Source organism: Paenibacillus sp. FSL R5-0744, assembly GCF_037972555.1.
Taxonomy (GTDB): domain Bacteria; phylum Bacillota; class Bacilli; order Paenibacillales; family Paenibacillaceae; genus Paenibacillus_AQ.
On the sequence record NZ_CP150228.1, the window covers coordinates 2,235,349 to 2,251,927 of the forward strand.

A 16,579-nucleotide genomic window follows, 5' to 3' on the forward strand; every position below is an offset into this window, starting at 1 on the left:
AAGTTATTCCTCGTAGGTTTTGTTCAGAGAGCTAACTAGCTCTGGGAGCCAGTTCTTTAGATTGAGAAACTTGTACCCCGCCGACTGGGCTTTTGTCGTATCCATAAACCAGGATTGTTCAATTCCGAAGGGTGACATATGCTCGTCTGCGGTTTGCTTCTGGATGATGGCGTGTTTCTCTGTTTCTTCTTCAATTATTGTGAGAATATCCTTAATTCTAACCGTACCGTCTGAGCAAGCGTTGAACGGTCCTGTCATAGTAGAGCTACAGCCGAGCCAATATAGGAAATCAGCAGCTTCATCCGAACGGATAAAGGAGATATGTGCTTCGGGATTCGGTATACCAATAGGCAACTCATTACGGACATGCTCAATATGAAAATGAAGTCTTCGCGTATAATCATCTATGCCCAGCACAATTGGAAAGCGAATCGCATCGACTGGAAAGCTAGCCTGCTGCATGAAGACGGCTTCCGCGAGTCTTTTTCCCTCTTGATAGGTGAAATCATTTCGCCCTCCGTGGTGGATAGGGTAAGTTTCAGGATCGAAAATGTCCTCGATCAGCGCTTCTTCGCTGAAATCATAGACGGATAAACTTGAGGTGAGGATATACCGTTTCGTTTTACCATCAAAAATCCGGCGTGCCTGATCCGCTTCGTCCGGTGAATAACAAATATTATCGAACACGACATCCCATAGTGTATCTCCTACCGCCTGAGCGAGCTCGTTTGCTTGGAAACGGTCCGCATGGATCCGTTGAACGTGATCTCCAAAGGAATCGCTAGTTTCCCCGCGTGTAAGTATTGTTACGTCGTTTATGGAATCTTGTAGCAATCGTTCAACTAACCTTTTTCCAAAAAAGCGCGTGCCGCCTAAGATAAGAATTTTCCTCATAAAATATCACTCCTAACTAACATTAATGTTTATTTATAAGTCTAATTAAAGGTTTCCATAGAAAGCAGGGGAATTGTACCTTAAAGAGTGATGAGTGGTGATGAATGAAGCATAAAGATATGTGAGGAGATTTCATTAGTGTGATTGTACTTTGTGCAATAGAATTTAAACTATATAGGACATAATTTGATTCTATTGCACTTTATACAATCAAAAGATGAGAAATCGACTTAAAAGTCACTTTTATTAAGAATCTATTGCAGATAGTGCAGTAGATTCGTTTTTTAGCGTTGATTTCATGGATTCTGTTGCACATTTTGCAACGTCACTAGCTCAAAGCTAAAACATCACCCAACTATACAACTCATCAAACTGACCTAACTCACAAAACATACCTATCTCATCAAACTCATACTTTTCAAAACTAATATTTGTTCGGTTATAACGTAACGTAATGTGCTTCATTTAGCTAAGCTTACTCCAGTATTACGAAATAGCGTCACGAAAGACTAAGCCACCATCCGCATTCCTGGCTCGGAATAGTTCCAGCCCATAGAGCTGAATCCGCCAGATTGGAAAGGTTGAACGCTTTGGAAGCTCTGGAAGCTTTGGCTGGACACGGCCATTACAGTGTCTTGACTTTCATCTGCAAGGACAAGCTCAATCAACTCGGCGATTTGCCCTTGTTCATAGGCGGATGCAAGACGATTCAAGGCAATCTGTAATTCCGTATCCTGCAGTATGGAAGGACCGTCAGATTGAAGAAGCTCTTGTCTGACTGCAGGAAGGGCTTGCCGAGCTCGATGCAGAGCGGCTTTAACCGCTCCTTCCGTGGTTTCGAGGATTTCGGCAGCTTCGATACCGGAGTGCTCGAATACATCGCGGAGCAGGAAGACCGCTTGCTGAAGCGGGGACAGATGCTTTTGTAAGGCTTGAAAAGCAGCCTCAATCTCAAATAAGCCGTTACCTGCGGCTTCCTCTGTCCGCGAATGATCCATTTCCAGCACCCGTGATAACGTCGCTTTTCGCCGCATAATATCTGTCCAGGTATTTCTGGCAATCCGCAGGAGTAGCGCCTCAGGATTCGGATGATTCGTTAGCAAGCTGAAATTCGTACGACTTGTATGTTCTGAATTATTGTTCATTTGACTTGTATCGTTCATATCGCTCTTCAGCTTCGAATGTTTGGAAGTCCTCATATAGCCCAGTGCTTTGACCCACGTATCCTGAGCCAAATCTTCGGCTTCCCACGGGGATTGTGTCAGTGTAAGGCAATACCGCTTCAGGGCCATTTGCAAAGACGTGGTATGATTCTCATCCGGTTCATGGCCGGCGCTAAGCTTCTCAAGGCTGGTCACTCTGCATAACCCCTTTTCCGGTAAAGTGCTTTCGGTTACTTCTAATAATAAACGAATGAGCTCCAAATTAAGATACGCAATAATAAAAATAATATTTTGCCCGCTTAACGTATCCTATCCATAGACTAATCCGTTTACAGGGTAGATTTCAAATAAAATAAACGGATGGAGGTCGCATACGCATGGCGTACATTCCTTATGTCATTGAACAAACGAATCAAGGGGAAAGATCCTACGATATTTATTCGCGGCTCTTAAAGGACCGAATTGTGTTTGTAGGGGCGGAGATTGAGGATCAATTAGCGAATAGTGTTGTTGCCCAATTGCTGTTCTTATCAGCTGAGGATCCAGATAAAGATATACATATGTATATCAATAGTCCAGGGGGCTCCGTAACAGCGGGATTAAGTATTTATGACACAATGCAGCTCATTAAACCGCAAGTAAATACGATCTGCACAGGTATGGCGGCTTCCTTTGGTTCACTTCTATTGTTAGCTGGGGCTAAAGGTAAACGTTATGCGCTGCCGAATAGTGAGATTATGATTCACCAGCCACATGGTGGTGCGCAGGGGCAGGCCAGTGATATTGCGATTAGAGCCAAACGTATTTTGAAGCTACGGGAAGTGCTTGTCCAGATTACAGCGGACCGAACCGGACAGACGGTGGAGAAGGTACAACAAGACATGGATCGGGATTATTTCATGTCAGCCGAGGAAGCAGTGGAGTACGGGATTATCGACAAAGTTATCACAAATCTGTAAGTCGAAGGAGTGAAGTGAATGATGCTGGAAGCTTTGCAGGGCAAAGAGGTAACCATTTATTTTGTAGATGGCTCTAACGCTAGAAAAGGCATTTTGGAAACGGTAACTGAGAAGTTTATCAAATATCGGACAGAATTTGAGGAGCTTTATATTCCCATAACTTCCGTCTGTTCCATTACACTAGATACTAAAGGACGGGAACGCGCCCGTGTAGGATTTACACAATAACCATTATCAGATTTTAAAATAGGGTTAGGGAAGCTTTCCCTAACCCGTACTTTCACGAATTGCCAAATAATGAGCTACATTTGCATGATGCTGAATACCAGTCTCCCCTTTAATCAGCTTGATTAAAGTTCGGGTAGCAGTCATTCCAATCTCCGTTCCGGAGTATTCCACCGAGGACAGCTTGGGACGAACGACAGAAGCGATAAAGCTATTATCGAATCCGAACACCGCAACATCCTCTGGCACCCGAATACCGTTATCAATCAGAAAATTCATCGCCCCTACAGCTATCCAATCTGTGGAGCAAAAAACCGCAGTAGGTAGCTCCCCGCTATCCTTAATCCGGCGCATAGCGTCACTTCCATCTTCTACGGCCATTCCACTTTCTACTACCCATTCTTCTCTTAAGGTAATGCCTGCATCCATAAGCGCTTGTTGATAGCCGCGATATCGATCGCCACCCACTGCATTATCTCCAGATACCCGGATCATGCCGATACTTCTATGTCCTTTTTGAATCAGATAAGTAACGGCTTCATAGGAGGCGGTAACATTATCCAGATGGACAGAAGGGATCGAATCAATCTGAGATTGTTCTCCAACTAACACGCAAGGTGACCCGGATTTCTGGATAATCTCCAAGTGCTCCTTACTCGGAACCGAGCCTACATATATATAACCCTCAGTCCCCATATGGTGGAATAAGTTCAAATAATGAAGTTCACTATTAACACTTCCGTCTGTTAACCCGACCAAAACATCATAACCATATAGCTCGGCGAGATCACGTATGCCAATATTGAAATCATCAAGCACGGTATTACTGTTCTGCGGAATAATGACACCAATCAGAGGTGTATCCGGTCTACCTGCATCTGAACCGATGACATTAGGACGGTAATTCATTTGTTTCATGGCTTCCAATACACGCTTACGAACTTCCTCGTTTACCGGTTTGCTGTTATTGACAACCCTTGAAACGGTAGCTATTGAAACGTCAGCCATTTTGGCTATATCTTTAATTTTTACCTTCAAGAATATCACCATAACTTTCCAATCTTGTATTCGTTCTAGAATATATCGCAAGCATATCACGGATAGCTTCAAGAATCCAAAAGATTGTTATTGACCAGGAAAATAAAAGATCCTATAATGATCGCATAGGAAAATAATTTCCTTGAATAAACTCTAAATAGATAGTTTTTTAGTCGATAATCTTAAGTTTTATTATGAAAATCACTAATTTGTGAATTAAGTAGGAAAATATTTTCCTAAGAGGGTATATGAATACGAAGGAGCTGCATACATTGAACAGAACATGGTGGAAAGAAGCCACGGCGTATCAAATTTACCCACGGAGCTTTATGGACAGCAATGGCGATGGTGTTGGAGATCTGCAGGGAGTCATCTCAAAACTTGATTATTTACAGGACCTTGGTATTAATGTCATTTGGATCTGTCCTATTTATAAATCCCCGAACGATGATAATGGATATGATATTTCAGATTACCAGGATATTATGGCGGAGTTCGGCAGTATGGCTGATTTCGATCAGCTATTAAGCGAGGTTCATGCACGGGGCATGAAGCTGATTCTGGATCTTGTCATTAACCATACTTCTGACGAACATCCTTGGTTTGTAGAAGCACGTTCCAGCAAGGATAATGCGAAACGCGATTATTATATTTGGAGAGATCCTAAGGACGGTAAGGAACCGAATAACTGGGAGAGTATTTTTAGCGGTTCGATCTGGGAGCTTGACCCTGCTACAGAGCAATATTTCATGCATGTCTTCTCCAAAAGACAGCCTGATCTCAACTGGGAGAATCCTGAAGTGCGTCAGGAATTATACGGTATGGTCAATTGGTGGCTAGATAAAGGGATCGACGGCTTCCGAGTGGATGCTATTTCACATATTAAGAAAATTCCAGGTCTTCCTGATCTGCCAAATCCAGATAATCTTCCGTTCGTTTCGTCCGGCGCGGGTCATATGAATCGGGAAGGAATTCACGATTTTCTTCAGGAGCTGAAACAGGAAACATTTGATCGTTATGACATTATGACCGTTGGTGAAGCGAGTGGTGTTAGTGTCGATCAAGCGGAAATGTGGGTAGGCGAGGAGCAGGGCAAATTCAATATGATTTTTCAATTCGAGCATTTAGCTCTTTGGAATAAGAGTGTTACGGGTGGCTTGGATGTTCTGCAGCTGAAATCAGCACTTTCCCGCTGGCAAAAAGGTCTTGAGGGTAGAGGCTGGAATGCATTATTTATCGAGAATCACGACCAACCACGTTCAGTTTCCACTTGGGGAAATGATGGCGAGTATTGGAAGACATCGGCCAAATCGCTGGCTACAATGTATTTCCTAATGCAAGGAACACCGTTTATTTATCAAGGTCAAGAAATTGGGATGACTAATGTACGATTTGATTCCATGGATGATTATGATGATGTGGCGATGAAGAACCTGTATCGTTTAGAGACAGAAGCCGGAAAATCACATGAAGAAGTCATGGAGGTTATCTGGAAGAACGGTCGCGACAATTCTAGAACGCCAATGCAATGGGATGACTCTGAGAACGCTGGTTTCAGTAGCGGCAAGCCTTGGATGAAGGTCAATCCTAATTTCACGGAGATCAATGTGGAGCGTGCGAAGCAGGATCCTGATTCCATCTATCATCATTATAAAAAGCTAATCGCACTTCGGGCTGCTAATCCTATTACCGTTTATGGAACCTATGATTTGATCCTGCCTGAAGATGAACGAATCTACGCTTATACTCGTACACTTGGCAATGAGAAATTGCTGGTCATGTCAAACCTGACTTCAGAGGAAGCGCTGTTCGACCTTCCGTTTGATTTGGAATTTGACTCCAGTGAGTTGCTGTTGAATAACTATGAAGTTGACCCTGCCGAGAAGATCGAGACAGTGGCATTACGCCCTTACGAATCTCGTGTGTATATGCTGGTTAACGCGCCTGTAGAGCAAGAGGCAATTCTTAAGAGTGTGCCTGCAACAACGGTTTAATTATTTTAATAAATGCAAGAATGCCCCTCGGCCAATGGCTAAGGGGCATTCTTTTTATTAATTATCAATTATTTGCTCTGTTCGCCATCATCCGTAGAAGATAAATCCGGCCGTTGCAGAATATAACTATTAGACATATTCAGGAGCCGCTGAACGGCATCAAATTGCGCTTGTGTCGAACCGCCCTCAGTTTCAGAGCCGTCGATTAGGTTATAGTTATTTCCATCATCGTAATCGACACCAGTCAAGTACAAGCTTGTGTCATTAATAAAAGAACCAGTAGGAAGAAAATGTCTAACAGGTAGCAGATTGGTCTGTTGATTCATCAGATCTTCTCCGAAGTGGAGCTGGTCCTTCATAGAAATACCTAACAGATTAGCTACAGTTGGTAAGATGTCAATCTGACCGCCAGTTTGGGTATACACAGAAGGTTGGTCTATACCCGGGGCATGAACTATGAAAGGAACGTTGAACATATCGGTATATCCATACTCGTGTCCGACCATTTCTTCCATTAATGATTTCTCATTGCCGTCAAGGGAATACAGGGATACACCTTGATGATCTCCGTAGAAGACAATCACGCTATCGTCCCATAACCCGCTGGACTTCAGTTCGTCTAGAAATTGTCCCATGGCGTAATCCGCATAATTTTGGGCTAAAATATAGTCGCCGACTAAGGTCCCTTCGTACCGTTTAGGCAGCGTCATTTTAAATTTAGATTCTGGCATTTTATAAGGGTGATGAGCACTCATAGAAATGACCATCGCGTAAAAAGGATCGTCTTTCGCATCCATTTTGACTAATTCAGGAACAGTCTTGGCATACAGCACCTCATCGGAAGATCCGAATGCAATATGATCATCATCTCCATAGAAGGACTGATCGTAGTATTTATCAAAGCCTAGCACCTTGTATAAGGTTTTGCGGTTCCAGAATTCTACGCTATTGGTGTGAAAGGTGGCCGTGTTATATCCATTAGCTTTCATCAGCTTAGGCAGACTTGGAAGTTCCTTAGTCATATAGTTGGACGAAGTGGCTACTTCGTGATGAGGAACATATAGAGAGGTGTTCACAACAAACTCAGCATCCGATGTTGTTCCTTGCCCCGCATTTGTATAGAAGTTATTGAAATAATGTTCGCTTGAAATAAGTTTATTTAGATTGGGAGTTACTTCCTGTCCGTCAATGCTTAAGCCAAGCAGGAAATTCTGAAAAGATTCCATTTGCACTACAATGAGATTTTTACCTTGAGCCGCTGCCCAATACTTTGGAGAGACTGGCTCCGTAATCCCCTTTGTAGCGTCCACAGACTGCTGCGTAATTTCTTTGCTGTCGATCATTTCTTTCTTTTCTGTGGTGTCGGCAAAAATGGTATATACCTCGTAATTGAGAATCCCCATACGCTCTGCCTTTTTGTTCTCGTTCATACTGGCATGATTCGGCCAAATATTAAAGACACATATCGCAAGTGAAACACTGATGATCCCAAGCAAGGCGGTTCGGTTCATACGCCGGTTCATGCCTCTTTCTTTCCAGATCGCAATATATTTGGGACGGAACATAAAGAACATGAAGACTACAATATCCACAAAAATGAACAAATAGTAAGGATCCAGCAAGGAGTATGTGCTTTCTCCGACCTTGGTTACCTTATCTGCCTGTTGCAAAGCATGGTAAGTAGCAATTATGCCGTAATACTTGTAATACATCAGGACGGCAAAATAAATCACTGAAATTAATAAGTTCGCAATCATGTAATACAGAAACTTCCGTTTGGAAGCCATCCACTCAATGAGTCCAAAGACGATAAAGAAAAACGGGATCTCTGTGAGCAGCATGCTCCAATTAGGGCCGTCACTAAATACTACGAACCAGGCCACTGCGCATTTTAAGAGCAGGATGAAGCTAAAAATTAGAAAGGGCTTATTTTTTATTTGAAAATCTTTTTTCACTCGTAATCATCCTCTCTGGTGCAAAACACACTAAAATCCTGCATAACTCTGTATGTTGTGGGAATCCGTTGCAATATGCCGATGCTTATTATGCTCTTGAAGTTTTAGTGTGTCAAAAGACGGACGAGAGACCTAGAGCGCAGCAACAAGCGATTTATGCCATATAAACAGTTAAAATCAGCTTCAATCCTAAACTACAAGTTAAAGCGTATAAATTGATTTAAAAAATTACAGTTTCTCGCAACTTTACATAATATTCCACAGTCTATATAAGAAGATTGAATACAGTGGGGGTCTCTATTGTTGCAGATCAACAGTTTGACCCTACCGATTCTAAAAGGAGTGATCTTAAGTGGGAAGACAAATTTCAAGCATTAAAATTCAGATAAGACGAATAGGTAGTGCGGTTGTTGGAGCAGCTATTATCCTAGCTGTAGTCTCACCATTATTCGTAAGAGCGGAAAGTGTTGTGAATTTCCCGGATGAAAAGAAGTTATTGTCTGGCATCACAGGGCTGGATGCGGGGGATAGAAGTGCTTATGCCATCACTGCGGATGGAACAGCCTGGGCTTGGGGTGGTGGATACGGCTCTATTGGTAATGGGGCAACCACGCCAGCGTATACTCCAGTCAAAATGCGCATCGATCATGTTAAGCGAGTTTCAGGTGGCTACCGTCATAATTTGATGTTGAAAGACGATGGAACAGTGTGGGCAGTAGGGGGGAACGAACATGGACAACTTGGTAATGGAGCGCAGTCCTCGACAGTCCTTGTAGAGCCGGTTCAAGTGAAGGGGCTAACGGATGTGATTTCTGTTTCAGCAGGAGACACATTTAGCTTAGCGCTTCGCAAAGACGGAACGGTATGGGCGTGGGGAGGCAATGAGCAAGGAGAACTCGGTGATAATTCGGGGAAAAACGGGCTAACACCGGTGCAGGTGAAAGGACTACCCTCCGTTTTAGCTATAGCTGCAGGATCGAATAATTCAGTGGCACTTGGAAACGGCGGAGAGGTGTGGGTATGGGGCTCATCTAAAACTAGAGGCATTAAAAAGGATGCGGTTCTAAAGCCTACCCTACTTAAAGGCGGCGGGGAGTATAGAGGTGTTGATACTGATGGGTGGAATGGAGTAGCTTTGAGATGGGATGGTACCGTTTGGTTATGGAATAATTACACAGATATGAATCCGGGTGGAACTTTACAGCCGATTCAGATTCCAGGACTCACTGATGTCGTATCGATGACAACGGACTCTGCAGTAAAATCCGATGGAACCGTATGGCAGTGGACAGTTGGCGATAAGAATAAGATGAATGTTAAACAGATTAGTGGTATTCAAAATGCAGTTTCGATTACCAGCGGGAACAGAAATCATTATGTGCTCTTAAAAGACGGTCATGTTCTTGCATGGGGGACGAATGAATTTGGACAGACTGGGTTGGGGGTTAGAGATTTTATGATTGACACGCCTCAGCCAGTGAAGAAATCGATAGAGGTCCTGTTGAACAATAGTAAAATGGATCTGACCATGCCTCCTTTACTGCTCAACAATTCTACTTACGTTCCTTTAAGAGGAATATTTCAGCAAATGGGAGTGGATGTACGTTGGGACGTTCCATCGAGATCAGTTATTGCCGTGAAGGAATCTACCTCTACTACGCTGATCATAAATTCGGTTAATGGACAAACGACAGTGAATGGAAAAGTGATAGCCACAGATCAAAAGCCAGTCTTTATTAATGATAGTGTATATGTACCTTTAAGACTGGTGAGTGAAATGTTAGGCGCTAAGGTAGAATGGGATGCCGAAGCTTATGCTGTTCAAATCCATTCAAACCAATAAAAAACAGCTCGAAATTCTTAATCATGATGCTGATGAATATTGGATCAATGGGACAACGTATAATAACCCCAACGATCATTCAATTAGGGTCTTGAAACGGATGGGCATAGGAACAACGGTAATATTGGGACAAAAACGGGTAAGAGTATATATTACGGCCTCTTTATATTCATTGCAGTGCTGTTGATCGGAAATGGTGAATGGCCGTTCAGGATGCCGCTAAACCGAACGTCTTAAGGCGGAATTGAAAGGATGGTGAGGTTTCTCATTGAACCTAAAATAAATCGTATGAAGTAGCCCCCTATTGTGATAGAATAATCTAGTTGTCCTAGTTTCCGGAAATTTACTCCATTCCAGCGATTTTCATTAGATATATAGGTGGATAATCGAGGAAATATGAGCATTCAAGAGTATTAACAAGAATCCTTGAAGATTTTACACAATAAACATCATTTTTTGTCGGTTTTTATTGATTTATTCAAAAATATTATGTATAATCAGCCTTGTTGATTTTGCAAATGGAATTTTAGGAGGTTTTTATTTTGGGAAAAGCGTTAATTATTGGCGCTGGCGGTGTTTCCAGTGTTGTTGTTCACAAATGCTGCCAGAACCCGGATGTATTTGAAGAGATCTGCATAGCTAGCAGAACTGTCGCGAAATGTGACGCTCTGAAAGATAAATTAGCCGGAGGCCGCACGAAGATTTCTACTGCTCAGCTCGATGCAGATAATACGGACGAAGTCATTGAACTGATCAAGAGCTTTGAGCCGGATGTCGTTATTAATGTCGCTCTCCCATATCAGGACCTGACAATCATGGATGCATGCCTGGCAACAGGAGTGCACTATGTGGATACTGCCAACTATGAACCACAAGATACAGCGAAATTTGAATACTCCTGGCAGTGGGCTTACAAAGAAAGATTCGAAAAAGCAGGCCTTACCGCGTTGCTTGGTAGTGGATTTGATCCAGGTGTAACGGGCGTGTTCACAGCTTACGCTCAAAAGCACTATTTTGATGAGATTCATACCATTGATATTGTAGACGCCAATGCTGGTGATCACGGATATCCATTTGCAACAAACTTTAATCCTGAAATCAATATTCGTGAAATTACAGCCAATGGCCGCTATTTCGAGAATGGCGAGTGGATTGAAACTGCACCGCTTTCGGAGAAAAAAGTATACGATCTTCCGGAAATTGGTCCAAAAGATATTTATCTTTTGTATCATGAAGAATTAGAGTCTTTGGCCGTTAACATCAAGGGTGTAAAGAAGATCCGTTTCTGGATGACCTTCTCGCAGAATTACCTGACTCACTTGAAAGTGCTTGAGAATGTGGGCATGACTTCTATCGAGCCTATCATGTATGAAGGAAAAGAGATCGTTCCTCTGCAATTCTTGAAGGCTATTTTACCGGACCCAGCTTCCTTGGGACCAAGAACAAAAGGCAAAACGAACATTGGATGTATCATCCAAGGAACTAAAGACGGAAAGCCAAAAACTTATTATGTATACAATGTTTGCGATCATGAAGAGTGCTATGCAGAGGTTGGCTCCCAAGCCATTTCCTACACTACAGGCGTTCCTGCAATGATCGGAGCGATGTTAATTATAAAAGGTATCTGGAAGAAGCCGGGCGTATTCAACGTTGAAGAGTTCGATCCAGATCCATTCATGGAAGCTTTAAATAAACATGGTCTGCCTTGGCAAGAAGATTTCTCGCCAACGCTGTTAGACTAAGGCGCGATAATGGATATAGATATCAACGCGGTCCCGTCACCATGTTACCTTGTAGATGAAAGATTGCTTACACGTAATCTTGAGATTATGAATTCTGTACAGGAACGCACTGGAGCGAAGATTTTGCTCGCGCAAAAAGGCTTCTCCATGCATTCCTTGTATCCGTTAGTTGGGAAGTACTTGCATGGTGTAACCTCAAGCTCCTTGTTCGAAGCCAGACTTGGCTATGAAAAGATGGGCAAAGAGGTTCATGTGTACGCACCAGCTTATATAGATAGTGAATTTGATGAGCTCCTTGGATACTCCGATCACATTGTGTTCAATTCTTTTGACCAGTGGAATCGATTCAAGGATCGCGTTAAGAATGCACCGAAACACATCAGCTGCGGCATTCGAGTGAATCCGGAATATTCCGAGATCGAAGTTCCGCTGTATGATCCGTGCTACAATTATTCCAGAATGGGAGTAACTCTCCCTAACTTCAGACCGGAAGAGCTTGAGGGCATTGATGGACTACACTTCCATACCATGTGCGAACAGAATTCGGATACACTTGAGCGTACGCTCAAGGTAGTCGAAGAGAAGTTCGGACCTTATCTCAAAGGAATGAAATGGCTTAATTTCGGTGGCGGTCATCATATTACACGCCCTGATTATGATCTGGAGACCCTGGTGAAGTGTATTCTACACATGAAAGAGACTTACGGTGTGGAAATCTATCTGGAGCCGGGAGAGGCAGTAGCTCTCAATACCGGATATCTGATAGCTACCGTTCTTGATGTGATGCATAACGGGATGGACATTGCGATTCTCGATACCTCAGCAGAGTGCCACATGCCGGACGTACTGGCTATGCCGTACCGTCCGAACATTATCGATGCTGGACAACCTGGGGAATTTCCTTATACGTACAGATTAGGTGGAATGACTTGCCTTGCGGGAGATGTTATCGGAGATTATTCCTTCAAGGAGCCTTTGAAATACGGCGACAGACTCGTATTCCTTGATATGGCCCATTATTCCATGGTGAAGAATCATATGTTTAACGGTGTGAATCTGCCTTCTATTGTTAGTTACAATGAAGAAGAGGGAATCAAAGTAATCAAACAGTTCGCTTTCGAAGATTTCAGCGAACGTTTATCTTAAGATTAATAAAAAGGTGTCCCGTGATGGGACACCTTTTTTTGATTACTCCTTATTGCATCGTGATGGCGATGCGCTCCTCCTGTGGGAGCCACTCAACCTTTGCTCCGAGTTGCTCACTTATAAAGCGAAGTGGCAGATACATCGAACCGTTTACGATGAAGGGTAGTGTAGGAAGATTTACGGTTTTATTGTTCACCATTGTCGCTCCAGTTACACCGTTAATACTAATGGCGAGAGCCGGTTTATCTGTAGCGGTTCGTGTGATCATAATTTGTTTATCTATTGTTTTCGCAGCTGTAATGTTCTCTTTATAGGTAATTGTGGCTCCTAATTTTTCGAACAGCGATCGAAGCGGGACGAAATTTTGTCCGTTTCGAGTAATAACTCCATTTGAGAGTGGGATAGATTCTCCGTTTAAGGAGATCGAAATAGGCTTTTGCACTGGAACGGGCCCGGCATGGCTGAATTCATAGTCGCCATAGCCCAGCTGTGCGTCCTTATTGACGCCCCAGCCCCAGAGTGAGCCGTCTTTCTTTTGCATGATGAGATGTCGTCCGCCTTTCTTTAGGCTACTTACTTCTTTCTCGAGAAGTGTAAATTTTGAATCTGCTGGCATCATTTCGTTTTCAATAGAAGTTTGATAGACGTTTCCTTCCCCGGTTAATGCAACAATAGAGCGCTCTACGATGTAAGCATCAACTACATTCTTGATCCCTTTTAGAAGAATCGGTGGTTGTTCATGATAGGCTGTTCCGTCTGAGGAACCTGTAATGGTAGCGCCCCAGAACCATAATTGAGAGGACCCATCAATGGCTAATAGGCTGTTCTGATTTCCTTTTAAACTTTTAATATTACTGATTCCCTTGAGAGGGGTCGCAGATAGATCTATTGGAGCTCCCTGGTTCTTGTAATAATCTTGGACTGGCCAACTCCATATGGAGCCGTCCTTCTTAAGTGCAAGATTGTTTTTGATTTGAATAATATCCGTTAAATTCTGGATGGTTTCGAAGCTTTCGAAGTCATCGCGTGTAGTAGAAACAGTTCCATCTTTCTTTAAGAACACGTAACGTGTCCAGCTCTTATGAAGATCAGACTCATAGTAACCGCCCACAGCAGCCACGTTATCGACGCCGGAAACGGGTGTGAACGCGGAGGTAGTGAGTCCATCGGATGAAAGGGGGGCGCTTAGAATCGTCCCGTCTCCCTTAAGGGCTATCGTTCTATTTCCGGTCATGAATATATCGACCAGATTGTCTAGCTCTTGAACGGGGGTCACTTTAACAGCTTCAGAGTATGCCGATGTTCTCCATTGCCAGACCGAAAGGTCTTTCTTCATTACATATTGGGAACCAAAGTATGCTTGTATCTCATTCAGGTCATGGATTTGCGTGGGGACGGAGCGATTACCGCCCCATACCCAGAAGGAACCATCTGTTTTGGTCAGATAATCCGCGCCATACGAAGTGAGGTTGGTAGTCGTGGTTGTGTTCTCTGCAGCTGCAGCTGCAGCTGCGCTTACGTTACAGGCGAGGCTTAATACTAGAAGAGCACTAACCATGCTGATCCATTTTTTTTTCATAGGAATACCTCTCTTTTTCTTATTAGATAAATTTGATATGTTCACGATATAATCCATTATCTTACATTTAGACGCTAGAACTACTGGAAAAGTTTCTTCATATTTACCCACTCACAAGAAAGGTCTCATGTGATACAATAATTTAGTCTGTTTTTAAAAAAAAGAAAGTATAAGTTCACTCTATACTTTATCCTTATATTTCTCGCTTACACACTTACCGTCCTTATAAGGACGCCGAAGGCGTTTATGCTTGATTAACTATTGAAAGGTTCGTATCTGAGGAGGAAGTCAGCGTCAATGAGACATGCACCGTTTATTGCAGTGGAAGGCCCAATCGGGGCTGGAAAAACAACATTAGCGTCTATGCTAGCAGAGGAGTTAAATTTACCGATCATTAAAGAGATTGTCGATGAGAATCCGTTTCTAGCTAAATTTTATGAGAACATGGACGATTGGAGCTTTCAACTGGAGATGTTTTTTCTCTGTAATCGGTATAAACAGCTTGAAGATACCGTTACACAATACATAGATAAAGGGATCCCGGTCATTTCGGATTACCATATTTATAAGAACCTGATCTTTGGAGAACGAACGCTGAATGGAACGAAACGTGAAAAGTATCGTCAAATTTATCATGTGCTTACGGATGACTTGCCAAAGCCAAATATTATTCTCTATATTAAAGCCGATTTAGATACGTTATTAACCAGAATTGAAAAACGTGGACGGCCCTTTGAAGAGGGGATGGATACTGCGTATTTGGAGCAATTAATTAAAGATTATGATGACGCGATGGCCTCTCTTGCCATTCAGGAGCCTTCGACCGTAATTATTACCATTGATGGAAATGCAGTCGATTTCGTGGAGAATCCAGAACACTTCACTGAAATTGTCTCTTATATAAAGGAGCTAATATAATGAATTCATATCATATCCCGGAAAATGCCATAATTACCGTGGCTGGAACTGTGGGGGTTGGGAAATCCACTTTAACAGGCGCTTTGGCCAAAAGACTTAATTTTCAAACCTCGCTAGAGCAGGTCGATCACAATCCTTATCTTGAAAAGTTCTATCATGATTTTGAGAGATGGAGCTTTCACTTGCAAATCTATTTTCTTGCTGAACGTTTCAAAGAGCAGAAGAAGATGTTCGAACTCGGCGGTGGTTTTGTTCAGGACCGTTCCATCTATGAAGACACCGGTATTTTTGCGAAAATGCATGCAGATCAAGGTACAATGTCCAAAACGGATTATGAAACATACACTAGCTTGTATGAAGCTATGGTTATGACGCCTTACTTCCCGCACCCTGATGTGCTGATTTATATTGAAGGCAGCCTGCCTTCCATCCTGACCCGAATTAATGAACGTGGCCGTGAGATGGAAATTCAAACGGATGTTTCCTACTGGGAGCATATGCATGGCAGATATTCGAAATGGATCAACGAGTTTACGGCTTGCCCAGTGCTTCGTTTAAATATTGATGATTATGATGTGAATGATGAGGCTTCGATGTCTGATATTCTTGTGAAGGTGGGCAATGCGATTCGTAAGCCTGCTGATAAAATATAATAATTGATGATTAAAAGCCCCCAGGATTTGGGGGCTGTTTTTTTATGAGATTAGAAAGCGAATTAATTGATTTAAACTGAGTTTGAGGGATGATTTGTAAAAATAAAAAAGACCCAAATCATAGATATGGGTCTAATAGGGAAGTGTCAGTTGTCCTAGTAATAAAATACGGAAAGTAATCCAAATTGGTGTGGACATTGTAGTATGCTCAAGGGTGACACCCTATATTTAAAGCCCTTTTTTCTGGATATGGATTCTAGTCTAGTAAAAACTAGTTATTGGTCCATGTCTAAAAGTAGTAAGATGCGTACACTGAACTATCTTTATAGGGAGGTGTACGTATTGAGTTGTCCAGACGATAAAAAATGTCATAAGAAAAAAATCGCCACTGTATTTCCTTCGAAAAGAAAAAGAAAAGAACATCGTCGAAAAGTTATTAAGAAAATTGTACAAGTCACATGTCCTCCGCC

At 42.6% G+C, this 16,579-nt stretch carries 13 protein-coding genes; 8 read left to right on the forward strand and 5 right to left on the reverse strand.

Annotated elements, in window-relative coordinates; all coding sequences use genetic code 11:
• Positions 1 to 3: 3 nt before the first annotated feature.
• On the reverse strand, positions 4 to 894 hold the full coding sequence (locus tag MKY19_RS09510; protein ID WP_339802241.1) for an NAD-dependent epimerase/dehydratase family protein: 891 nt from the start codon (positions 892 to 894) through the stop codon (positions 4 to 6).
• 509 nt (positions 895 to 1,403) lie between these two features.
• Positions 1,404 to 2,252 (reverse strand): RNA polymerase sigma factor, encoded by an 849-nt coding sequence (locus MKY19_RS09515; protein WP_339802243.1) that lies wholly within the window; start codon positions 2,250 to 2,252, stop codon positions 1,404 to 1,406.
• Positions 2,253 to 2,434: 182 nt separating this feature from the next.
• Here MKY19_RS09515 and clpP point away from each other — a divergent pair, with 182 nt between their 5' ends.
• On the forward strand, positions 2,435 to 3,016 hold the full coding sequence (gene clpP / locus MKY19_RS09520) for an ATP-dependent Clp endopeptidase proteolytic subunit ClpP (protein WP_042186692.1): 582 nt from the start codon (positions 2,435 to 2,437) through the stop codon (positions 3,014 to 3,016).
• 18 nt (positions 3,017 to 3,034) lie between these two features.
• The gene (locus tag MKY19_RS09525) at positions 3,035 to 3,244 is read left to right on the forward strand and encodes a hypothetical protein (protein ID WP_339270122.1); all 210 of its coding nucleotides are present in this window, start codon (positions 3,035 to 3,037) and stop codon (positions 3,242 to 3,244) included.
• Positions 3,245 to 3,283: 39 nt separating this feature from the next.
• On the opposite strand, the gene MKY19_RS09530 is transcribed toward MKY19_RS09525, so the two are convergent.
• On the reverse strand, positions 3,284 to 4,279 hold the full coding sequence (locus MKY19_RS09530; protein WP_339802246.1) for a LacI family DNA-binding transcriptional regulator: 996 nt from the start codon (positions 4,277 to 4,279) through the stop codon (positions 3,284 to 3,286).
• Between the two features lie 272 nt (positions 4,280 to 4,551).
• Between MKY19_RS09530 and MKY19_RS09535 the strand changes: the two genes are divergently transcribed.
• Positions 4,552 to 6,273, forward strand: a complete 1,722-nt coding sequence (locus tag MKY19_RS09535) for an alpha-glucosidase (RefSeq protein WP_339270124.1) — start codon at positions 4,552 to 4,554, stop codon at positions 6,271 to 6,273.
• 68 nt (positions 6,274 to 6,341) lie between these two features.
• Here the strand turns inward: MKY19_RS09535 and MKY19_RS09540 are convergent, their stop codons facing one another.
• Entirely contained in the window at positions 6,342 to 8,228 is a 1,887-nt protein-coding gene (locus MKY19_RS09540) for an LTA synthase family protein (protein ID WP_339270126.1), read from the reverse strand.
• Positions 8,229 to 8,580: 352 nt separating this feature from the next.
• On the opposite strand from MKY19_RS09540, the gene MKY19_RS09545 reads away from it, so the two are divergent.
• The 3 genes from MKY19_RS09545 (at position 8,581) to nspC (ending at position 12,959) form a co-directional block, all read left to right on the forward strand.
• Positions 8,581 to 10,071, forward strand: coding sequence for a stalk domain-containing protein (locus MKY19_RS09545; protein WP_339270127.1), 1,491 nt, complete (start codon positions 8,581 to 8,583; stop codon positions 10,069 to 10,071).
• A gap of 542 nt (positions 10,072 to 10,613) precedes the next feature.
• The gene (locus MKY19_RS09550) at positions 10,614 to 11,813 is read left to right on the forward strand and encodes a saccharopine dehydrogenase family protein (RefSeq protein WP_060624451.1); all 1,200 of its coding nucleotides are present in this window, start codon (positions 10,614 to 10,616) and stop codon (positions 11,811 to 11,813) included.
• 9 nt (positions 11,814 to 11,822) lie between these two features.
• Positions 11,823 to 12,959: a carboxynorspermidine decarboxylase gene (gene nspC, locus MKY19_RS09555; protein ID WP_339802251.1), complete on the forward strand. Its 1,137-nt coding sequence runs from the start codon at positions 11,823 to 11,825 to the stop codon at positions 12,957 to 12,959.
• Between the two features lie 49 nt (positions 12,960 to 13,008).
• Here the strand turns inward: nspC and MKY19_RS09560 are convergent, their stop codons facing one another.
• Positions 13,009 to 14,538, reverse strand: a complete 1,530-nt coding sequence (locus tag MKY19_RS09560; RefSeq protein ID WP_339270131.1) for a stalk domain-containing protein — start codon at positions 14,536 to 14,538, stop codon at positions 13,009 to 13,011.
• A 297-nt stretch (positions 14,539 to 14,835) separates the two neighbouring features.
• Here MKY19_RS09560 and MKY19_RS09565 point away from each other — a divergent pair, with 297 nt between their 5' ends.
• Entirely contained in the window at positions 14,836 to 15,456 is a 621-nt protein-coding gene (locus MKY19_RS09565; RefSeq protein WP_339802254.1) for a deoxynucleoside kinase, read from the forward strand.
• On the forward strand, positions 15,456 to 16,109 hold the full coding sequence (locus tag MKY19_RS09570) for a deoxynucleoside kinase (RefSeq protein WP_339802257.1): 654 nt from the start codon (positions 15,456 to 15,458) through the stop codon (positions 16,107 to 16,109). Before MKY19_RS09565 ends, MKY19_RS09570 begins: the two co-directional genes overlap by 1 nt.
• The last annotated feature ends 470 nt before the right edge of the window (positions 16,110 to 16,579 follow it).